The organism is Thioalkalivibrio sp. (assembly GCF_041690275.1).
In the GTDB taxonomy this organism is placed as follows: Bacteria; Pseudomonadota; Gammaproteobacteria; order Ectothiorhodospirales; family Ectothiorhodospiraceae; genus Thioalkalivibrio.
Genome location: NZ_JAWLHP010000033.1, coordinates 1 through 20,068, shown reverse-complemented (window position 1 = coordinate 20,068; position 20,068 = coordinate 1). Strand labels below are relative to the sequence as shown.

Genomic DNA, 20,068 nt, shown 5'->3' with positions numbered 1-20,068 from the left:
GGGAAGGCGATATCAGCGCCCGCTGCAAGACACCCACCTTATGGGCCACACCTTGTGGGCCATGGAGGGCAGGGGGCGCGCGTGGCCCCCTAGTGGGCCTATTTCAAACTTGCCCTCCTTGCTCCGGCCCTTCTGGCTGTGCTCCATAGTCACCGAACCTTCCGCATGGCCCACTAGCCAGAGGTGCAGGCAACGTGTCGGGGGACCGGTCCCCGTATCAGCGCCGGAGCGCCGAACGGGATCGGGATCGTGTGGACTGGAGAGCGTTCAACGGGGTGGCGCGTCGACCGGGGTCGCGCAGGAAAGCCGTTCGAAGTCCCGAGCGAGGCCCCCTGCGCGGGTGATCAGGATGCAGGTGAGTGATGCGGACCAGGTGATCAGCACGAAGCCGGTCAGGGATTCCGGTCCGTAGAGGCGGTTGCGGGGCGGTGTCTGGCACCGAAACGCCCCGGGCGTCGGCCGCAACAGGAGGCGATGTCGGTGTGCGGTCCCCGAAAAACGGGCACAAGCGGCGCGAGAATCCACTAGAATCGGGCGCCTCTATTCCGATGCAAGCCCACCCAGGTTATCCGATGACCCGCACCCCACCAGACCAGGACTGCTATTTCTGCCGCGTTGCCGCCGGCCTGGCCGACCCGTTCATCTTCGAGAACCGCTCCTTCCTCGGCATCTTCGACACCAATCCGGTCAATCCCGGGCATGCGCTCGTGATTCCTCGGCGGCACGTGGTCTCCCTGTTCGATCTCGATGAGACCGAGCAGGCGGATTACTTCGATGCCGTTCACGGGGTCCGGCAGGTCATCGAAACGACCGACATGAATGAGCTGTACCGGAACATGCTGAACCGCGACTACCTGCGGGAGCGACCCAAGGACCACATCGAAGCCGTGCTGAGACTCCCCTTCCTGGGTAACCGGCCCGATGCCTACACCATCGGCAACAACGACGGCCGGGCGGCGGGAAGGAGCATCGACCACCTGCACGTCATCCTGCTCCCGCGCTACGCAGGCGACGTGGAGGACCCAAGGGGCGGTATTCGCAACATCATTCCGGAACGAGCGAAATACCATGGGCCGGCGCCGGCCACGATGGCGGGTTGATGCTGACGGAAATGCGGGCATGGGGTCAGGCCTCACATGCCGACAACCCGGCCCCGGTGGCTCCCTGGGTCCGCCCCGCCGGGGAGATGCCGGAACGTCAGACCTGACCTCGATCCCCTGACCCGATCCTTCGATCCCTGAGGGAACCGCAACCGTGGAGCCGCGCGGTCTCCGGTCGCGATGGCTTACTCGGCCGGCGTGTCGCTTGCCGCAGGTCCCTCGTCGGTTTCGGGCTCCTCCGAATCCTGGGTCATGCGTGCCCATGTGGCCTTGATGTCGTCCCAGACGGCCTCGGTTCGGGTCTGAGCGGCGTCCCCTGCCTCACCCGAAACCTCGCGCGCCCGATCCCAGGCCTGTTCGGCACGGTCGCGGGCCACGGCAGCCGTCTCCTTGGCCCGTTCCCAGGCCTCGCTGCCTTCCTCCTGACCGACGCGCCAGGCTTCTTCCGCGCGGTCACGGGCCTGCTCGGCCAATTCGGTCGCACGGTTCCACAACTGCTCGGCCTCGGACTGGGCATCGGTATCCATCCCGTCCATCGGGGCCCCCGGGTCGGCCGACTCGGGTGATTCCCTCCCCTCGGGTCCATCGGCCATCGGCTCGGCAGGCTCGGGCGCGGCGCTCTGCGGTTCCACCGGTGGCTCAGGGGCGTCGCCTCGTTCACAGCCGGCCAGTGCCAGTGCGAGGGATAGTGCAAACAGCGTCAGCAGGTAACGCATCGCGTACTCCTTGTCGGCGTTGAAGATCGCAAACGCGAGTGTATCCGGCGGTCGAGTTGAAGGGGTGAGCCGTAACCCGACACCCGGGTTCCCTCCTCGGTGCGCCTCGCGGGTGGGGATGACGCCGCGACGACGGTTCAGCGCGGTGCCAGGGACGACCGCAGAACCCGGGGTTCAGCTCAGGCGCTATCGGCCTCGCGCTGCACGGCCACGTAATGCGTGACCTTGCCGGCATCGTCCAGCACCGAGGTGACCTTCCACTCGATCTCGAATGGCGTGCCGTCCTTGTGATAGTTGATGGTCTGGCCGTGGAAGGTGCGGCCGGCACGCAGGTCTTCGGCAAGCCGTTTGAGCACCTCCGGGTCAGTGCGCTCGCCCTGGAGCATGCCGGGCGTTTCGCCGACCACTTCGTCGGCGTTGTAGCCGGTCAGCTCCGTGAATTCCCGGTTGACGAAAACGATGCGCGAAGCCCCCGGTTCATCGGTCGGTTCGGTCACCATCACGGAATCGAAATTAAGGTCCGCAAGGGCCTGGAAGAGCGGGGATTGGACTTGATCGGTCATTAGGAAGCCTCACTGGGTTGGTAGATTCTTTGGTCTTGCGCCGGCCTGCAAAGGCTTTTTGATGACCCCGGATGTCCGGGCATCGTTGACAAGCGATCCACAGATCACGCAGACGTGTACAGGTCATTGCTTGCGAGACGGGCGCTGTGTGCACAGGGTGGTCAAGGGGCTGCGCATCCACCACTTTCGGCACTGAATCACGGATGTGATCGTGCTTATCCCAGGACAGGAAACCCAACTGCTCACCGGCAGTATCGCCGGGATGATCGGGCCGCAGCAACCCAGGGAAGAGAACGAAGGGGTGGGGAGGCATGATGGTGCCGAGGCGCACTCCGAGACGCCATCCTGGTGCAGCCTCTGTGGTGTTGAGCGTCGCCGGGGCGGGGCTGTAGGCCTTCGGTGCCGGCGTTCGCGTGGATGCGCACCCGGAAGGGGGCGGGAAGGGTGGCCATTCCTGCACTTTCCCGCCTTGCTCCGGCAAGTCTGGCTGTGCTTAATGGGCACCGAACTTGGCGCATGGCGCGCCAGGCGGCCGCCGTGTCGGGTGCCGCCCCGCTGCCGGCTGCTCCGGTAAAGGCCGGGACCCCATGCAGATCTTTCCTGCGCTGCGCCGTCGCCCCGATGCATTCCGGTGTGTTGACGCTGCTCACCGCGTCCAGGGTTCAGGCCGATGGCGAAGCCAGGACGACTGCCGAGCGCGGCCGCGCCCGCCGCCGGAGAGCGGATTGTTGACGACTGGAAAGGTGCTTTATGCTTCCTGTAGGCAGGACAAACCGGACGCGCCCCGGACGTCCGGGCGCCGGCACCCTCGCCGCCACCATCGGCCTCTGCGCCACCCTTCTGCCGGCCTCGAACGCGCTGGCGGGCAAGGCGCGCGACTACCTGAACGCGCCTGTCAACACCTGGGTGACCTTCTACAATCTGGGTTTCTCGACCAGTGTCGCGCCCGTCTCCGAAGGCGCCGACTACGGGATTGCCGGCATCACCACCGATGTTACGTCACAGTCGCTGATCCTCTCGCGCATCCTCGACGTGGGCGGGCGCACCGGCGGGCTGTCGCTGGTGCTGCCCCATGCCGATATCGATGTCGCCGCGGGTCCGTTCGGGGCTGATGCGGCAGGAGTCGGCGACATTGGCGTGGTCGCCGAGGTCAACCTGTTCGGCGCCCCGGCCCTGAGCCGGGAGGCCTTCGCGGACTGGACGCCCGAGACCTTCGCCTCGGCCCACCTGCTGGCGACCTTTCCCACCGGTGCCTACGACGCCGACGATCCCGTCAATGTCGGCTCCAACCGCTGGAGCCTCGCGCCCACGATCAACTACAGCTACACGCCGGACGCGGGCCGGACGTGGCTCGAGGCCTACGCGACGGCCCGGATCTTCGGCGACAATAGCGATGCCCCCGGCGCCGCCGACAGGCTGAAGCAGCGACCGCTCTACCAGCTCGAGCTGCACGCCAGCCGGAACCTGACGCCCGATCTCTGGCTGACGGCCGACGCCTACTACGACCGGGGCGGCGAGACGGTTCGCGACGGTGAGGACCAGGACAACGCCGCGGATACCTGGCGCCTCGGCGCCGGGCTGGGGCTGCGCCTGCCCTCCATCGGCACGCTGTTTCTGAACTACGACGCCGCCGTGTCGGCCCCGGCGGGCCAGCCTGAGGGCGAGACCTTCCGCCTCACGCTCGCCCGCGTCTGGTGACGCGCGAGCCCTCCGCGCGGCCGCGGCCGTCACGCTCACCTTGAACGCCGGGCCCGGTCATCAGCAGGTAGACTGTGGCCATGAGCGGCCATCTCTATGCCAGTCTGAAGCCGGAGGTCATCCTGGACGCGGTGGAGTCCACCGGGCTGCGCGCCGACGGTCGGCTGCTGGCGCTCAACAGCTACGAGAATCGCGTCTATCAGATCGGCATCGAGGATGCGGCACCCGTGGTCGCGAAGTTCTATCGACCGGGACGCTGGTCCGAGGCGGCCATCCGCGAGGAACATGCGTTCGCACTGGAGCTCGCGGCCGAGGAGGTTCCGGTGGTCGCGCCATTGCCGGATGCAGCGGGGGAGACGCTGCACCGCCACCTGGGCTTCCTGTTCGCGCTGTATCCCCGGCAGGGTGGGCGAACCCCGGACCTCGAGCAACGCGAGAATCTCGTGCGCATCGGGCGTTTCGTCGCCCGCATCCATGCCGTCGGTCGCGCCGGGAGTTTCCAGGCAAGAGAGCGCCTGGATGCCGCCGAACGGGGGGAGGCCGCGCGCGCGGACGTGCTCGCCAGCGAGCGTCTGCCATTCGAGCTGGAATCGGTTTACGAGGACCTCAGCGCGGATGTGCTCGAGCGCATCGTACGCCGGATGCAAGAGGCCGGGCCCGTGCCCATGATTCGCCTGCACGGCGACACCCACCCCGGCAATATCCTGTGGACCGACTCCGGCCCTCACTTCGTGGATCTCGACGACGCGTGCACCGGACCGGCGGTGCAGGATCTCTGGATGTTTTTGTCCGGCGCTGCCGAGGAGATGTCGGCCCAGATGCTGGCGCTGCTGGAGGGTTACGAGACCTTCGTGCGCCTCGACCGCCGCGAACTGGCCCTGATCACGCCGCTGCGTACGCTGCGCATCCTGCGCCACGCGGCCTGGCTTGCACGCCGTGCCGACGACCCGGCCTTCGTCCAGGCCTTTCCGGTCTTCTACACCACGCGATACTGGGAGGAGCACATCCTGACGCTGCGCGAACAGGCCGCTGCCCTGGACGAGCCCACACTCTCCCTCGGTGTCTGACCCTTATCGGAGCGCACCCGGGCGTTCGTGTCCCGTTGCGCCCCTGAAATCGCGGCCCGATCCGGCGCTGCTTCGCGTGCTAGAGCAACAGAACCAGACCAAGGACCAGCGCGACGGCACCACCGATGAGCAGGGTCAGGGTCTTCTGGGTGAAGCGGCCCAGGACCAGCCGGGCGGTCTGGTCTCTGGCACTCTGGCTCTCCATGTAGCCGTAGATCAGAGCGGCAATACCCGCAATCAAAAGCACGATTCCGACAAGGTTGGTCATGGGATTCTCCGTCCCGGGGTGGGTTTGGCGCATCCGTGGCGAGGACGCGGACCAGGACTTCATTCTGGCTTCCTTGAGTGGCCATGTCGATCCGCGCAAGGACAAGACACCCATCTTGTTCTTGTCTATGGTGCCCGGTACCGGATGCGCCCCAGGGGATCTCCATGAATGTATTGATCATCCTTGGACACCCGCGCGTGGAGAGCTTGTGCGGGGCCTTGGCCCGAGCGTACGGCGACGGAGCGCGCACCGCAGCCGCCGAGGTCCGGCAGCTCAATCTGTCGGAGGTGGCATTCGATCCGCATGTCCGGACGCAGTCGCCGAACCAGCAGATGCTGGAGCCGGGGTTAAGGGAAGCGCGCGACCTGATCGTCTGGGCCGAGCACCTGGTGTTCGTCTACCCGACCTGGTGGGGCACCCTGCCCGCGCTGTTGAAGGGATTCCTGGATCGGGTGTTCACCCCCGGATTCGCGTTCCGCACCTGTGACGGGGGCACCGGCTATCAGGGACTGCTGGGTGGGCGCTCGGCGCAGTTGATCACCACCATGGACACGCCACCCCTGATCCATCGCCTGGTCTATCGCCAACCCGGCCGCAATGCGATGGCGCGCGCCACGCTCGGGTTCTGCGGCATCCATCCCGTCCGCTCGCTGGTCTTCGGCCCGGTGCGCGGTTCCAGCCGGGAACAGCGCCGGCGCTGGCTGGAGCGCGCCCGGCACGCGGCACGGCAGCTGCAACACGGCCGGGTCACGCGATGGGAAGGGTTCCGGCACAAGACCCGTGCCTGGTTGCGGGCGCTGCGGCTGCAGTTCTACCCGATGACCTGGCTGGCCTACACCGCCGGCGCGCTCGCCGCCAATCCGGCCGGCGGCGTGTTCGGGAACCCGCTCTTCTGGCTGGGCTATCTCTGCCTGTTTCTGCTTGAGGTCGCGACCGTGCTGATCAACGAGCAGGTGGATTTTCCAAGCGACCGCGACAACCGATTCTTTGGTCCCTTCACGGGCGGCTCCCGGGTGCTGGTGGACGGGTTGCTGAGCCGGCGCGAGGTCGCAGCCGGCGTCGCGCTCTCGCTTCTTGCCTTCGTGGCCGCAACCGCGAGTCTGCTGGTCCTGACGCCAGGCTCCGTTCCCGTCGTGCTCGCGGTCCTGGGCGTGCTGGCGGTACTGGCGATCGGGTATACGGCACCGCCGCTGAAGCTCAGCTATCGGGGCCTGGGTGAACTGGATGTCGCGATCACCCACAGTCTGGGCGTGATCCTGTGCGGCTTCGTCTTCCTGGGCGGCCCATGGCAGGACCCGCTGCCGTGGCTGCTGAGCGTACCGCTGCTGCTTGCCATCCTGCCCTCGATCACCCTGTCGGGGATTCCGGATCTGGAGGCTGATGCCGCGGCAGGCAAGCGGACCCTGGCCGTCCGCCTCGGGCACCGGGGCGTCGTGCGGCTGTCCATCGTGTTCACGGGGCTTGCGGCCGCCGCCGCCCTGACCTGGGAACTGCTTGGTCTGGCCATGGACGCGTATGCAGGCATCGGCCTGTTCGTGGTCCCGCACGCCCTCTGGCTGGGCTGGCTGCTGTACCGCCGGCTCGAATCCGGCAACCGGCCCGGGCGCATCGACGGACTGATGGTGGCCTCCCTCACCTTCGTCTTGTGGTTCGGGCTCGTGCCGGTGTTGCGCCTCGCCGGTTAACGGCCCTGCTGAGGCCGGCCTTGGAGTGACGCCGTCTCCTGACGCTCCGCGCAGTGGCCTCATCGAGCCCCGTCACCCGACCGTTATGCCTTATGGCAGGAACCCTGCACGGGCGCGAATCCCTGGTGGGAGATGCGGGCGTGCCTGCGGTGGGCACCGGCTGAACGCCGGCTCAGGCGCCCGGGGCGGGTGCCCCGCGCCTGCGGTTGCGCAGCAGCCGTGCCAGGCGGATGAGCAGCCACACCAGCGCCAGGATCACCAGCACGCCAAAGACCAGCGGGGTCAGCAATGCGAACGCGATCGCGAGCAGGCTGCCCCCGGTCTCCGAGGTGGCGATCAGGGGATTGGCCACGCCGCCGGTCGAGGTCGTGGATACCCCGCGCGCCAGCACGGTCGTGCCCTGCACGATCCCTGCCGCGCCGCCACCCAGCAGCGCCCCCGTGCCCCACTGCAGCAGCCCGTGCATCTCGGGCAGCAGCGACGTCACGATCACGGTGCCGCCACCGATCGCGGCCGGCGTGGCGAGCGTGTCGAGGAGGTTGTCGACCACCGGGATGTAATAGGCACCGGCCTCCAGCAGGGCCGCGATGCCCACCACGACCAGCACCGGGTTGGAGGACAGCCAGGCGAATTCCTCGCCCAGTTCCAGCAGGCCGAGGCGGGAGGCCAGTCCCAGCGCCAGCACTGGCAGGAACACGCGCAGCCCGGCGGCCGCACTCAGGCTGATCCCCGCCATCAGTGCGGAAACGGTGCCCAGGTCGCCGATGCCTTCCATAAGCGGCATTCTAGCCCCTGTTTTCCGTGGACAGCACACCCATTTCGCTGCCTCCGGCCTGGGCCGCATGATCGGATGGCGCGGGCACTTATCGCAGGAGCGCCTGCACTCCTTGGTGATGGATGAGCGGTGCCTCATGGCAACGGTTCGCTGCATCGAGCTGAAGCCGGTGCAGGCGAAGCCTTGTCGAGAGCCGGCCGGCTGGCAGCGGGGCATTCGTGGAATGCCTCGATGCGGTTACCGGACGGTCAGTTACGCCCCGACACCCCGGGCGTCGAGCAGAGGGTAGAGCGAGACAGGTAATCTGTCCCCGCCGGTCATTGGCGGTATGCCAGCAGTCGCCTTCCCAGCCAGGCCAATCCGGCCAGTCCCAGAATGCCCACGAGTACCAGGGCCACTGCGCGCAGGTCCGCTTGACCAATCAGCGCCAGGAGCCCCTCGGCGAAGACCGCAAGGGCGATGATGCCGGGAAGCATGCCGACAGCGGTCCCGATCACGAAGTCGCGGACGCTGATGTGCATCGTTCCCGCCAGCAGATTCAGCACCACGAAGGGCGCGACCGGAACGATCCGCACCGTGATGATCGTCAGGATGCCCCGTCTCCCCAGTCTCCGGCTTACCTGCTGGATCCGGCCGTTGGCAAGGTGCTCGACGAGACCGCGCCCGGTGAAGCGACCGATGCCGTAGCCGATCACCGCGGAGAGGACGGAGCCGATCAGCGCCACGGAAGCACCTGTGACGGTTCCAAAGACCAGGGAGGACGTGAGGATCAGCAGCGTCACCGGTACCGCCGCCAGGCTCGCCGCCACGAAACCCAGTAGGCCCAGGGGTATGCCCCAGGGTGTGCTGTTGAGGCCGCGAACCCCCTCGGCCAGCACCGCGGGTTCGAGCCAGTCTCCGACTGGCGTGAAACGCCAGACTGCGACCAGGCCCAGCAGCAGGACGGCCAGTCCCGCCATGATCAGGATACGCCAGCGTATCAGGGGCAGGTTCTCCTTTCCGACGACCACATCCGTGATCAATTCCGTGTCCAGGGGGCGGTCCGGATCGACCACGCGTTCGTCCGGCAGCTGTCGGTTCCACTCGGGATCTGCCAGTGCCTCGAGTTTCTCGAGATGCAGGGGCCCGGGATCGCCTCGATCTGTCCCGGGCGGGCGCGTGCCGGAACCCGGTCCGGTCAGCGCGTCGATCGCCTCGAACATCCCGTTCCCCTGTTCCCGGGCATCGGCCTCGGCGCGGGCAAGGGTGTCCGGATCCACCGAAAGGAACATCGCCAGCAGACGTTGACGCAGGCTCCGGAAGACCCCGCGTTCCTCCGCGTTGCGGGCGATGACACACAGGTCGCACTCACTGTCGAGTCCCATCGAACGGTTGCTGAGGTTGGAAGAGGCAACCCGCAGGACCTCGTCGTCACTGATCATCAGCTTGGCGTGAACCATCAGGCAGCCCTTCTGCAGGCCGGATACTTCCGGGTAGCAGACCCGCAGGCGGCCATGGCGGTCGGCTGCACGCAGCCTCGACAGGATCCGCGCCCGAAGGATGTCCATCGTGTGCTGTTCCAGCCAGTGACCGGTCTTCTCCGGGAGGATCATCAGGATCCGGGGTCCCGAATCCTTCTGTAGCGAATCGCACAGGGCGTCCCCGATGACTCGGGACGACAGGTACTGATTCTCGATATACAACAAGTCGCGGCTCTGCGCGATCGTGTCGAGGTAAAGCCGCTCGACCTCCCGGACTTCGGCGTGGTCACCGTATTCCGGCAGCGTGCGCGCGATGCCGACCTGCGTATCGTGCAGCAGCACCTCCATGCCCTCTGGCCAGGGGTCGGAGGATGCACCATCCCCGGCACGCTGCTGCCGCAGCGCGTCGAAACCGGACAGCCCGCGGATATCCCCGCCGCCGGCGCGTCGCCAGCGTTCGAGAAAGATCTCCATCAGCGCCGCTGCCGCGTCTCCGTCCACGAGCGCCTGAGCGTCATGAAAGGGCGGATAGAGAGTACCGTTCGGGTCCCGCCTGCGCTCGTCCTCGGCGGAATGCGCCTGCGTGTCCCAGCGCCACTTGCTCAGGTCGAAGCCGCCGCACCATGCGATCTGACCGTCGACCGCCACGATCTTCTGGTGCTGGCTGCCCCCCACCGGGTGGGCATCGTCGGATATCAGATGCAAGCGGGGGTGGGCGGGGCCGCTCCGGAACAGACCCTTGCCCCAGGGTGGATCGCCGAAGAACAGGGGTTCGCGCTCCAGCGCGTAGATGGGCGCGAAGTCCCAGAGCAGGATGAAGATGTTCAGGGGCGGGGTGCGTTCCAGAAGCGCCACCAGGAGTTCGCCCAGCGCTGTAGGCAGGCCGTCGTCGGCCATCCGGCCGGGTTCCTCGTGGGGTCCGGGGCGGATGAGCTCGATCTGACTGTGGATGTCCCAGGCGCTGATGGCGATGCAGCGCTTCGCGCGGATCAGCGAACGCCGGAGCTGGGCAAAGTAGTCTTCCCCGTCGATCGCGACGGCGAAGCGGGTCGCCGGTTCGATGCGCCAGCAGTTGCTGCCCGGCTGCAACCTGAGGGTCATTGGAGCGACTGGGTCATGGTGATCGGGGTTGACTCGGGCAAGGGTTGCCCACGGGAACAGTGCCGGCAAAGGAGAACAGACTCGAAGCGGTTAAAATACCCTGCGGGTGGTCTGATCACCAGACCAGCTATCTGAGGGCAGGCCTTGAAACGATCGCATGGGGCACGGCCGTCGTGCATGTCTGGCGGGCCCGTTCGGGCTCGCGTCCAAGGCTTAGCGCATTCATGAGTCATCTTCGGGTCGCCACGTACAACATTCACGCCGGGATCGGTAGTGACCGTCGCTTCGATGCGCAACGGATTTCAAAGGTTATCAACGAACTGGACGCTGAAGTTGTCGCGCTTCACGAGGTTGAATCGCACGGCGGTGATCTGGGCGCGCTCGGCGTTCTGGCGGCGGAAACCGGCCTGCGCGCGCTTGCCGGACCGACCATGCTCCGGGGCGAGGCCACCTATGGTAACGCGTTACTCACCTGCTGTGACTTTTCCGGCATCGAGCGTATCGATCTGAGCGTCGCCGGTCGCGAACCTCGCGGGGCGCTCGATGTCCGGCTGCAGTGTCGCGGGATGTCGCTGCGAGTCGTTGCCACGCATCTCGGGCTGGCCAGGGCCGAACGCGGGAGACAGGTCAGGCAGCTGATGGATCGCCTCCATCCCGCGGATGCGTTGCCGACGGTCTTGATGGGCGACATGAACGAATGGATCCTCTGGAGCAAGCCGCTGAGGCAGCTGCATGAACGGTTCGGGAAGACGGGGGCGCCCGCCACGTTCCCGGCCCGCTTCCCACTGTTCGCGCTGGATCGGCTCTGGGTCCGGCCCGGGAATCGGCTGGTCCGCCTGTATCGGCATGTGACCCCGCTCTCCCGCATCGCCTCTGACCATCTGCCGCTGGTCGCGGAGATCGATCTTTCGCAGCATTGAGGAAGCCGATTCCCGCGAGGATCATTCTCCCTCTTGCGCTTGCGATAGAGGGGCCGGGCGCGAGGGCCGCACCCCGCCCGACCCTCCCCCGCAAGCGGGGGAGGGGGTTCATCGTTACTGGTGGCCCCGACCTGGTCGACGACTCAGGTGGGGCCGTGTCGCAACAGACCTACCATGGCCTCTGCGACGCTGCGGCTGGATTGCGGATTCTGGCCGGTCACCAGCATGCCGTCCACGACCACATGGTCGGTCCAGTCGTCCGCGGTGGCGACCTCGCCCCCGAGCTCGCGCAGGCGGTCCTCGAGCAGGAAGGGCATGGCGTCCACCCGGTCCACCGCGCGTTCCTCGCCATTGCTGAAGGCGGCGAGCCTGCGTCCACTGGCCGCCGGGGTGCCGTCGTGCAGCATCGCGCCGACCAGGCAGGCGGGACCATGGCAGACCGCGCCGAGGACCTTGTCATGCTCGATGAACTCGGTCACCAGCCGCTGTACGTGCGGATTCTCGGGGAGATCGAACATGGTTCCGTGCCCACCGGGAAAGAAGATCGCGCAGTAGGGCCCGTGATGGACGTTTTCGTCCAGGGGGATCGTGTCACTCAGTGCCTGTTGCGCGGCAACGGTGGGAAAGGACGGCTCCATCTCGAGGCTCTGTGGATCGAGGGGCGTCGGACCACCCTTCGGACTCGCGACCTTGATCTCGAAACCCGCTTCACGGAAGCGCGCGTACGGAACCGCGAATTCCTCAAACCAGAGGCCCGTCGCGTGCCCCGGGGCAATCTCGTCGTGACTGGTGACGACCACCAGTATCGTCTGACTCATTCGGATGCCTCCCTGTTGGTCTCACTTGATGGACTGGGCCGCGGCCAACGGGTTCCGGGAAGACCCTCGATGCCGGGCAGGATCAGGCGGACTTGGGGTCAGCTTCAGCTTCGCCTGGCGGCCACAGGACATCGGTCGGGGCGCCGTGCACGGCGATCCCGGGACTGACCTGGAGCGGCGGGGCCGTGCCGTCCTTGTCCTGGCCAAAGTAGACGGTACGGTGCGGGAACGGGATCTCGATGCCGAGTTCGTCGAAGCGTTGCTTGATGCGGCGGTTGAAGGCGCGCCCGACCATCCACTGCTTGATGGGTTGCGTCTTGATCCGGCCCTTGATGACCACCGCGTTGTCGCCGAAGGCGTCGACCCCGAAGATCTCCAGCGGTTCCAGCACCACCGGGCCGATCTCCGGGTCGGCTATCAGCTCCTCGCCGACCTGACGGATCACCTCCATCACCTCGTCGACATCCTCGCGGTAGGCCACCCCGAGGTCGAAGACGTAGAACGAGAAGTCGCGGGTGAGGTTGCTGACGGTGTCGATCGCGCTGAAGGGGATGGTGTGAACGGTGCCACTCAGGTCGCGCAGCCGCACGGTGCGGATCGTAATGGCCTCGACGAGGCCTGCCCGCTCGCCAAGCTTGACCACGTCGCCGACGGCCATCAGGTCCTGCATCAGGATGAACACGCCCGTGATGACGTCCTGCACCAGTCGCTGAGCGCCGAAGCCGATGGCCAATCCGAGCACGCCGGCGCCTGCGAGCAGCGGGGCGATGTTGATCCCGAGTTCGGAGAGGATGACCAGTGTGGACATCACGATCAGCACCACCAGCAGCGCATTACGGGCGACGGTGAGCAGTGTCTTGGCGCGCGCACTGCGCACCCTGGGGCCATCGCGGGCATCGGTCTCGGCGAGATAGCGTTCGATGAAGGAGGCGGTGACCTCCCACACGATGACCGCCACGACCAGCACGCCAAGGATGCGCGCCACCGTACCCCCGAGGGCCTGCCCTGGTTCGCTGGCGAGCCACGCCAGCGCCTCGATCCCCCACGCATGCAGGATTGCAAGTCCGGCCAGGATGTAGAGCAGCCAGCGCGCTGCGCCCTGCAGCAGGGGGAAGTAGTGCTTCACCCGTGCCTCCAGCTGCGGGTGGGTGCTCCGCAGTTGAACATTGATGCTGAGCCAGCGTGCGAACAGGCGGTCGACCAGATGCAACGCGAATCTTGCCACCACCAGGACGGCAATCGTCAGCAGAGTGGCGCGCAGAACGAAGAGGAACCCGAGGCGCCAGTCCAGCGCCCACACGGCGAACAGCAGGATCAGGTACGCGCCGGCCAGCAGATGCCAGGATTGCGCGAGCCGGCGCCTGAACAGGGAGAGCGTCAGGCGCCCCGGTAGCCCGCCCTCCATCTCCCGGCCGCGGATGCGTTCGGCGACCGGGCGGCGGTTCTGCAGGATCAGGATCAGCCCCATCAGGGTAACGACGAGGCCGAGCAGGTGCATCAGAGCCTCGTAGGCCGCCGCGCCGATGCCGAGCAGCAACGCCGCCTGCAGACCGAAAAAGCCGTAGATCGCCGTGGAGGCCAGCCTGCGCACCCAGATCATCGCGTAGTGCGCCGTCTCGTCGCTGGACGGGATCAGGCGCAGCGCCGGCTCGCGCTCGGCGAATACCCGTCCGCTCAATGTCATCACCAGGCGCACGATGATGGACGCGTTGAGCCAGGCGAGGGCCACCAGGCGTGTCTGCTCGGGAGGAGCCGCAACTGCCAGCACCGCGTAACCGGCGGCCGCGAAGGCGACGATCGGAAGCAGGTCGAGGAGGAGCAGGAATACCGCGCCAATCAGTCGCTGCGGCCATGTATCGCGCGCGCTGGCAAGGATCCGGGTCCGGGAGGTCGCCAGCAGCCGGGTCACGACTCGCGCGACCGCATAGGCAGAGATCAGTACCGCCGCAAGCCACAGCAGGATGTTGAGCCATCGCGCGTGCTCTTCGGGATCCGTCACCGCGTGACCCAGCCATTCGTAGGCCTGCGGCAGGTACTCAACGGAATGCGCGATACGGGCGAGCCCCGTGCCGAAAACGGCGAGCCCTTCGGAGAGCGCTTGCATCAGGTCGCCGGTGGCGGTCTGGATGTCCGGCACCGGCTTCGGCTCGTCGATCTCCGCCAGGATGCGCAGCTTGCGTACGAGTTCGCCGCGGGCCTGCTCGTCCTCAAGCGTGGTGATCAGGGCCTCGATCTCCGTGGTCGAAGGCGCCTCCGTGGCCGCCGCAGCCGTGGCGCAGAAGGCACCCAGCAGCCCCAGAACCAAGGCCAGTGCCACCCCTCGCAGCCGTGTGATCGGGCATCTCAAAGGCAAAGCCTTCCCCTCGAATCCGTGATGAGTCTCCCGCGTTCTTTCATGGGGTCGCCCGCAAACAATGCCGTGGACACGAGGATCGCGCAACTGCCCTGCGGAAGTGAGTGCCCCCAGGGGCACGGCGGACGGACCGCGGCTCCCTGCGCCTGCCCTTGCCCTGCGTGTCAACGGTCTGTGTCATCCTGAGGGGCCCATACCATGGAGCAAGCGATGCAGATCTGGGTCGATGCCGATGCCTGTCCGGCGGTGATCAAGGAAATCCTGTTCCGGGCCGCGGAGCGCGTGTCGGTGCCGGTCACGCTGGTGGCGAATCAGCCCCTGCGGGTTCCGCGTTCCCGCCATGTTCGCATGCTCCAGGTGGCCCGGGGCTTTGACGTCGCCGACAATGAGATCGTGGCGCGGGTGGAGTCGGGTGATCTGGTGATCACCGCCGATATCCCGTTGGCGGCCGAGGTCATCGCACGCGGTGGCCACGCCCTCAACCCGCGGGGCGAGTTCTATAGCCCCGAGACCATCCGGTCGCGTCTGGACATGCGGGACTTCATGGAGACCCTGCGCGCATCCGGCGTGGACACCGGCGGACCCGCCACCCTGCATCCGCGCGACCGGCAGGCGTTTGCGAATCAACTGGACCGCTTCCTGCAACGTCACCTTCGGGAGAGACCGCCCCCGCCCGGGGATGCCCCCTGATATTGACGGTGGCCCCTGGGTCCGGGTCAGGCCGGGGGAGGCGGCTTGGTGGCCTCGATGTGGGCGGAGAGCACGTAGTCTTCCACCCCGCGGCCCGGTGCCCAGTCCTTGATGAATTCCCGGGATTCGTCCTTGGGCGCGATGCGGATGTCCCGGAAGCCCGCGGCCTGCAGCATGGCCTGCAGGTCCTCGAGCAGCGGCGCGCCGGCAATGCACCCCGCGTAGAGCACCGGATCGTTGCGCATGTCCTCCGGCAGCTCGGTGCCGGCGACCACATCGGAGATCGCCAGCCTTCCACCGGGTTTCAGCACACGAAAGGCCTCGCGGAATACCTGTGGCTTGTCCGGAGACAGGTTGATCACGCAGTTGGAGATGATCACGTCGGCGGCATTGTCGGCCACCGGCAGATGCTCGATCTCCCCGAGGCGAAACTCCACATTGGAGAAGGCACCCTTCTCGGCATTGGCGCGGGCCTTGCTGACCATGGTCGGGGTCATGTCGATGCCGATCACGCGGCCGGTCGCGCCTACTTCCGGGGAGGCCAGAAAGGCATCGAAGCCGCCGCCGCTGCCGAGATCCACCACCACTTCACCGGGTCGAAGACTGGCGATTGCGCGCGGATTGCCGCAACCCAGACCCATGTCCGCACCCTCCGGCACCGCCGCGAGATCCGCGTTGGAATAGCCGAGGCGGGTGGAGATCAGGGCATTGATGGCCACGTCGTCGGAGACCCCGCAGCAGCCAGAGGCCTCTCCGCAGCCCTCGCCTGCGTTGTCGGCCTCGGCCACCCGGGCGTAGCTGTCCCGCACCTGCTGGCGGATCTGGTCGGTGTCTTCCTGGTTCATGACGGGGTTCCGGATCGGGTTGCGAATGGCACAATGGTAGCCGGCATCCCCCGGCGATGTGCAATCGCCACAGGTGAGCCCCGGCCTTGTTGGTCAGGGGCGGGGCTGGAGGGTACTGCAGTTGGCTGACACCGGATTGCAATCGATCAATGGCTGAGTCGCTACCGGACAATACGGGTGCATACAGCCTCGCGGGGCGGTCGCTGGTACTGTTGACCCGTCATGGCAAGGAGCGCGTGATCGCGCCGACACTGGAGCCGGCACTCGGCTGCAGGCTCGACGTGATCGACAGCTTCGATACCGACCGGCTGGGCACCTTCACGCGCGAGATTCCGCGCGCCGGCACGCAGCTCGAGGCCGCGCGCCGCAAGGCGCGCATCGGCATGGAGCTCACGGGCTCGTCCTTCGGACTCGCGAGCGAGGGCGCCTTCGGTCCCGACCCGGGGATCGGCCTGATCCCGTGGAACGTGGAGTACGTCATCCTGCTCGATGACCTGCGTGGCCTGGAACTGGCGGGCCAGGCACAAGGGCCGGCAAGGCAGGCCCATCGCAGCGTGACGGACTGGGAGGCCATGCTGGCATTCGCGGAAGAGGCGGGCTTCCCCGATCATCACCTGGTACTGCGCCCGGATCACGAGAATGATCCGCGCATACGCAAGGGCATCGGCGATCTCGGCGCGCTCGAGCGGGCCTTTGACTGGGCCCGGGCGCATGCGACCAGCGGAAGGGTGTTCGTGGAATCCGACCTCCGCGCGCATTGCAATCCGACGCGCATGCAGATGATCGCGCGTGCCACCGAGGATCTGCTTGCGCGGCTGGGTTCCCTCTGCCCGGCCTGCGGAGCTCCCGGATTCTGGATCGTCGAGCGCATTCCGGGGCTGCCCTGTGCGGACTGTGGCGCGCCCACGCGGCAGGCGCGCGCCGAGGTACAGGGCTGCATCGCGTGTCCCTACCGTGAAACGCGCCCCGCGGATCCTGGCCAGGATGCCGACCCGGCGGTCTGCGACTGGTGCAATCCCTGACCTGTTTCCATTCCCTCCGTCCGCAGCCGCTCGATGCGCTCGCCGGAGCCGCCGCCGGAACGCGCATCGGCGGCCCCGGGTCACCGGGCTGCGGCAGAGGTCGAGGCACTCTCGGCCTCACCTTACCGGGCGCCCAGGCAGTACGGTAGACTTTCCTCCAGGGAACGCGGTGTGAGCCCGAGATCGGCGAAGGTGCCGGCACCGTGACCGACGACGTTATCCTCCTGCATCAGCAGTACCTGGTCCCGCGTCAATGGCGGATTGGGCAGGGACGTTGCCAGCACCGCCAGGGCCCGCCAGAGCAAAAAGGGGATCGGGATCAGCGGCCTGCGGCGTCCCAGGTACGCGAGGACCCGCTCGACCACCTCGCGATATCGGTAGACGCAGGCGCCGCCCAGTTCGAACAGGAATTGTTCGGAACCGGTGGCCCCGGTCCGCACGGCCACGGCCTGCGCCACGTCGTCGACCAGCACCGGCTGAAGACGGGTTTCGCCGCGGCCGAACAGGGGGATCACTGGCAGGCGCGAGAGGCGTACGAGGTTGCCGAGGAAGGCATCCCGGGGCCCGAACATCACGCTCGGGCGCACAATGATCGCCTTGCCGAAGGCCGCCCGCACGCTCTCCTCGCCGCCGGCGCGGGCGCGCACGTAGCCAGACGGCGAGGATGGGCTTGCGCCGATGCCGGAGATCAATACCAGCTGCCGGATCCCGGCCTCGCGCGACAGCCGAGCCACCCGGCCGGCGCCCTGCACATGGACGGCCTCGAAGGTGTCCTTGCCGCCGGATTCGACGTACAGACTCACCGCGTTCACGGCGCTGGTGGCATTCTCCAGCGCCCGGTTGACGCTGGCCGCATCGTGGATGTCGGCGGTCGCCAGTTCGATGACGTCACGGTCGCTCGCCCAGTCGGGGCGAACGGGGTGGCGTGCGGCGATGCGCACCGCCCTTCCCGAAGTCGCGAGCGCCCGGACGATGCGGCTGCCCAGAAATCCCGTGCCCCCGAAGACTGTGGTGACCTCGTGGCTCATCAGTGGGCTCCTGTTCCGCGTCGTGGCGTTTGGATTCTCGCCGGTTTTCGGCGGAACACGCCATGGGTATGTTTCCGCACGGCGCATGCTGCGCCCCGGGAGGCCTGAACAGGGCGATTCCGGCCTTTCGCGGAACCCGGGATCAGGTCCCGCATTCCGGCATTGTTCCGGGATTCGCGCTCGCAGGCGGCGCACCAGGGGTTTCTTCGGGCCCCTGGTGCCGGTGGATACCCAGACGGCACACGCGCCCCGGTGGCATCGGGCGGGTAGGCGGCCGACAGGCGCGCGGGCGTGATGAAACAGGCATTTTCCGTCCCTATACTCCTGGTGGATGGCCCGCCTGCGAGAAGGTCTCGGCACGCTTCTCCCGCGACCGGGTGCCTGCCGACGGCTTCGGCTTCGATACCCCACCGTTGCCGGGAGGAGCGAACATGGCAAACGCGGAAACCAACGATCGAAAAGACCGCGAGGCGAGCTACGACGTCATCGTGATCGGGGCGGGTTCGACTGGCACCAACGTGGCGTGGTACGCCCGTGACAACGACCTGTCGGTGGCGGTTGTCGAGAGCGAACTGGTCGGCGGGGAATGCTCGTACTGGGCCTGCATCCCCAGCAAGGTGCTCCTCGGCTCCTCCGCGGCCGTGGCGGCGGCGCGGCGCATTCCCGGTGCCGCCGCCGCCGTCAACGGCGAGCTCGATGTCGATGCGGTGTTCGCTCGGCGCACACAGTGGACCCACGGCTGGGACGATGAGGCCCAGGTGTCCTGGCTGAAGCGCATCGGGGCGGAGCTGTTTCGTGGCCGGGGTCAGCTTGCCGGCGAACGCCGCGTCGAGGTGGCGCTGGATGACGGCGGATCCAGGACGCTGACGGCATCGCGCGCGGTGGTCGTCGCCAGCGGTTCCCGCGCCAGCATTCCGCCGATCGACGGGCTCCGAGAGACGCGCGTTTGGGACAATCGCGGGGCGACGGCGGCCGAACGGGTTCCCGGCCGGCTCCTTGTGCTTGGCGGCGGTGCGGTCGGCGTCGAAATGGCCCAGGCGTACCGTCGGTTCGGTGCCGAGGTGACCATCGTCGAGAGGGCCGACCGGCTGCTCGGATCCTACGAGCCGGAGGTCAGCGAGGTGATGCGTGCGGTGCTCGAGGCCGATGGCGTCACCGTGCTTTCCGGGACCGCGGCCGCGTCGGTGGCGCGCAGGGAGGGCGATGAAGGCCCCGTTACGGTGAGCACCCAGGACGGCGAAGAACTGGCCGGTGACGAGCTCCTGGTAGCGATCGGTCGCACACCCAACACCGACGACCTCGGGCTCGAGACCGTCGGGCTGTCACCCGGCGGCCCGCTCGCAGTGGACAACCGGCTGCGGGTCACCGGCGTTGACGGCGGCTGGCTATACGCGGCCGGGGATGTCAACGGCCGGGTACTGCTAACGCACCAGGGCAAGTACCAGGCCCGGATCATCGGTGACGTGATCGCCGGGAAGGACGGGACGGCCTGGGCCGATCAGCGGGCGGTGCCACAGGTCCTGTTCACCGATCCGCCGGCCGCCTCCGTCGGCATGACGGAACAGCAGGCCCGCGACGCCGGTCGGGAGGTCAAGACCGTTGCCGCCGACCCGAATAGGGTCGCCGGTGGTGCGCTGCACGGACACGACCACGGCATGGCGAAGCTCGTGATCGATCAGGCCCGCCGCGTCGTCGTGGGTGCGAGCTTTGTCGGGCCCGATGCCGGCGAGATCCTGCACTCCGCCACTATCGCCATCGTCGGCGAGGTCCCGCTCGAGACCCTGTGGCACGCGGTTCCGGCCTATCCGACCACCAGCGAGGTGTGGCTGCGACTGCTCGAGGCCGATCGGGGGCTGTAGCCGGCGGCTGCCGGCTGCGCTTCAGGGCTGCCCGGCCCCGGACCGTTGCAGCCGGGCATCAAGCTGCCAGAACAGCAGCGCCCAGCCCAGGCCGAATGCC

17 protein-coding genes are annotated in these 20,068 nt (G+C 67.4%); 8 read left to right on the top strand and 9 right to left on the bottom strand.

Translation table 11 applies throughout. The features are described 5' to 3' along the window. Positions 1-572 precede the first annotated feature (572 nt). Positions 573-1,100, top strand: a complete 528-nt coding sequence (locus ACESMN_RS08035; RefSeq protein ID WP_373053077.1) for an HIT family protein — start codon at positions 573-575, stop codon at positions 1,098-1,100. A 185-nt stretch (positions 1,101-1,285) separates the two neighbouring features. On the opposite strand, the gene ACESMN_RS08030 is transcribed toward ACESMN_RS08035, so the two are convergent. Together ACESMN_RS08030 and ACESMN_RS08025 are read right to left on the bottom strand one after the other, a co-directional pair. Beyond that, positions 1,286-1,816, bottom strand: a complete 531-nt coding sequence (locus ACESMN_RS08030) for an energy transducer TonB (RefSeq protein WP_373053076.1) — start codon at positions 1,814-1,816, stop codon at positions 1,286-1,288. A 179-nt stretch (positions 1,817-1,995) separates the two neighbouring features. Next, a complete protein-coding gene (locus tag ACESMN_RS08025; protein WP_373053075.1) occupies positions 1,996-2,379 on the bottom strand; it encodes a PAS domain-containing protein in 384 nt (127 codons plus the stop codon). A gap of 750 nt (positions 2,380-3,129) precedes the next feature. Here ACESMN_RS08025 and ACESMN_RS08020 point away from each other — a divergent pair. Together ACESMN_RS08020 and ACESMN_RS08015 are read left to right on the top strand one after the other, a co-directional pair. Next, on the top strand, positions 3,130-4,077 hold the full coding sequence (locus ACESMN_RS08020; RefSeq protein WP_373053074.1) for a transporter: 948 nt from the start codon (positions 3,130-3,132) through the stop codon (positions 4,075-4,077). An 80-nt stretch (positions 4,078-4,157) separates the two neighbouring features. Continuing rightward, positions 4,158-5,144: a serine/threonine protein kinase gene (locus ACESMN_RS08015; protein WP_373053073.1), complete on the top strand. Its 987-nt coding sequence runs from the start codon at positions 4,158-4,160 to the stop codon at positions 5,142-5,144. Positions 5,145-5,223: 79 nt separating this feature from the next. On the opposite strand, the gene ACESMN_RS08010 is transcribed toward ACESMN_RS08015, so the two are convergent. Beyond that, the gene (locus ACESMN_RS08010) at positions 5,224-5,412 is read right to left on the bottom strand and encodes a DUF3185 family protein (protein WP_373053072.1); all 189 of its coding nucleotides are present in this window, start codon (positions 5,410-5,412) and stop codon (positions 5,224-5,226) included. Between the two features lie 164 nt (positions 5,413-5,576). On the opposite strand from ACESMN_RS08010, the gene ACESMN_RS08005 reads away from it, so the two are divergent. Continuing rightward, on the top strand, positions 5,577-7,097 hold the full coding sequence (locus ACESMN_RS08005) for an NAD(P)H-dependent oxidoreductase (RefSeq protein WP_373053071.1): 1,521 nt from the start codon (positions 5,577-5,579) through the stop codon (positions 7,095-7,097). Between the two features lie 172 nt (positions 7,098-7,269). Here ACESMN_RS08005 and ACESMN_RS08000 read toward each other — a convergent pair whose 3' ends face one another. Together ACESMN_RS08000 and ACESMN_RS07995 are read right to left on the bottom strand one after the other, a co-directional pair. After that, positions 7,270-7,881 carry a DUF4126 domain-containing protein gene (locus ACESMN_RS08000; RefSeq protein ID WP_373053070.1) on the bottom strand — a complete coding sequence of 204 codons (612 nt, stop codon included), beginning with the start codon at positions 7,879-7,881 and terminating at the stop codon, positions 7,270-7,272. Positions 7,882-8,189: 308 nt separating this feature from the next. Further along, positions 8,190-10,433 carry a VTT domain-containing protein gene (locus ACESMN_RS07995; protein WP_373053069.1) on the bottom strand — a complete coding sequence of 748 codons (2,244 nt, stop codon included), beginning with the start codon at positions 10,431-10,433 and terminating at the stop codon, positions 8,190-8,192. 59 nt (positions 10,434-10,492) lie between these two features. On the opposite strand from ACESMN_RS07995, the gene ACESMN_RS07990 reads away from it, so the two are divergent. Beyond that, complete coding sequence (locus ACESMN_RS07990; RefSeq protein WP_373053068.1) at positions 10,493-11,353, top strand: endonuclease/exonuclease/phosphatase family protein; 861 nt, start codon at positions 10,493-10,495, stop codon at positions 11,351-11,353. Positions 11,354-11,496: 143 nt separating this feature from the next. Here the strand turns inward: ACESMN_RS07990 and ACESMN_RS07985 are convergent, their stop codons facing one another. Then, positions 11,497-12,171: a type 1 glutamine amidotransferase domain-containing protein gene (locus ACESMN_RS07985; protein ID WP_373053067.1), complete on the bottom strand. Its 675-nt coding sequence runs from the start codon at positions 12,169-12,171 to the stop codon at positions 11,497-11,499. An 82-nt stretch (positions 12,172-12,253) separates the two neighbouring features. Continuing rightward, a complete protein-coding gene (locus tag ACESMN_RS07980) occupies positions 12,254-14,488 on the bottom strand; it encodes a mechanosensitive ion channel domain-containing protein (RefSeq protein ID WP_373053066.1) in 2,235 nt (744 codons plus the stop codon). Positions 14,489-14,734: 246 nt separating this feature from the next. On the opposite strand from ACESMN_RS07980, the gene ACESMN_RS07975 reads away from it, so the two are divergent. Continuing rightward, entirely contained in the window at positions 14,735-15,214 is a 480-nt protein-coding gene (locus ACESMN_RS07975; RefSeq protein WP_373053065.1) for a YaiI/YqxD family protein, read from the top strand. A 26-nt stretch (positions 15,215-15,240) separates the two neighbouring features. Here the strand turns inward: ACESMN_RS07975 and ACESMN_RS07970 are convergent, their stop codons facing one another. After that, entirely contained in the window at positions 15,241-16,059 is an 819-nt protein-coding gene (locus ACESMN_RS07970) for an arsenite methyltransferase (RefSeq protein WP_373053064.1), read from the bottom strand. 149 nt (positions 16,060-16,208) lie between these two features. On the opposite strand from ACESMN_RS07970, the gene ACESMN_RS07965 reads away from it, so the two are divergent. After that, entirely contained in the window at positions 16,209-17,081 is an 873-nt protein-coding gene (locus tag ACESMN_RS07965) for a DUF6671 family protein (RefSeq protein WP_373053063.1), read from the top strand. Positions 17,082-17,203: 122 nt separating this feature from the next. Here the strand turns inward: ACESMN_RS07965 and ACESMN_RS07960 are convergent, their stop codons facing one another. Then, positions 17,204-18,109: a complex I NDUFA9 subunit family protein gene (locus ACESMN_RS07960; RefSeq protein WP_372592577.1), complete on the bottom strand. Its 906-nt coding sequence runs from the start codon at positions 18,107-18,109 to the stop codon at positions 17,204-17,206. Between the two features lie 431 nt (positions 18,110-18,540). Here ACESMN_RS07960 and ACESMN_RS07955 point away from each other — a divergent pair, with 431 nt between their 5' ends. Further along, the gene (locus tag ACESMN_RS07955) at positions 18,541-19,968 is read left to right on the top strand and encodes a dihydrolipoyl dehydrogenase family protein (protein ID WP_372592578.1); all 1,428 of its coding nucleotides are present in this window, start codon (positions 18,541-18,543) and stop codon (positions 19,966-19,968) included. Positions 19,969-20,068 lie beyond the last annotated feature (100 nt).

Excerpts from the sequence above, each read along its gene's own strand:
- ACESMN_RS08015 (WP_373053073.1), top strand. The coding sequence starts at position 4,158 with ATGAGCGGCCATCTCTATGCCAGTCTGAAGCCGGAGGTCATCCTGGAC.
- ACESMN_RS07985 (WP_373053067.1), bottom strand. The coding sequence starts at position 12,171 with ATGAGTCAGACGATACTGGTGGTCGTCACCAGTCACGACGAGATTGCC.
- ACESMN_RS08020 (WP_373053074.1), top strand. The coding sequence starts at position 3,130 with ATGCTTCCTGTAGGCAGGACAAACCGGACGCGCCCCGGACGTCCGGGC.
- ACESMN_RS08005 (WP_373053071.1), top strand. The coding sequence starts at position 5,577 with ATGAATGTATTGATCATCCTTGGACACCCGCGCGTGGAGAGCTTGTGC.
- ACESMN_RS08010 (WP_373053072.1), bottom strand. The coding sequence starts at position 5,412 with ATGACCAACCTTGTCGGAATCGTGCTTTTGATTGCGGGTATTGCCGCT.
- ACESMN_RS07960 (WP_372592577.1), bottom strand. The coding sequence starts at position 18,109 with ATGAGCCACGAGGTCACCACAGTCTTCGGGGGCACGGGATTTCTGGGC.
- ACESMN_RS07995 (WP_373053069.1), bottom strand. The coding sequence starts at position 10,433 with ATGACCCTCAGGTTGCAGCCGGGCAGCAACTGCTGGCGCATCGAACCG.
- ACESMN_RS08000 (WP_373053070.1), bottom strand. The coding sequence starts at position 7,881 with ATGCCGCTTATGGAAGGCATCGGCGACCTGGGCACCGTTTCCGCACTG.
- ACESMN_RS08030 (WP_373053076.1), bottom strand. The coding sequence starts at position 1,816 with ATGCGTTACCTGCTGACGCTGTTTGCACTATCCCTCGCACTGGCACTG.
- ACESMN_RS08025 (WP_373053075.1), bottom strand. The coding sequence starts at position 2,379 with ATGACCGATCAAGTCCAATCCCCGCTCTTCCAGGCCCTTGCGGACCTT.
- ACESMN_RS07965 (WP_373053063.1), top strand. The coding sequence starts at position 16,209 with ATGGCTGAGTCGCTACCGGACAATACGGGTGCATACAGCCTCGCGGGG.
- ACESMN_RS08035 (WP_373053077.1), top strand. The coding sequence starts at position 573 with ATGACCCGCACCCCACCAGACCAGGACTGCTATTTCTGCCGCGTTGCC.
- ACESMN_RS07955 (WP_372592578.1), top strand. The coding sequence starts at position 18,541 with ATGGCAAACGCGGAAACCAACGATCGAAAAGACCGCGAGGCGAGCTAC.
- ACESMN_RS07975 (WP_373053065.1), top strand. The coding sequence starts at position 14,735 with ATGCAGATCTGGGTCGATGCCGATGCCTGTCCGGCGGTGATCAAGGAA.
- ACESMN_RS07970 (WP_373053064.1), bottom strand. The coding sequence starts at position 16,059 with ATGAACCAGGAAGACACCGACCAGATCCGCCAGCAGGTGCGGGACAGC.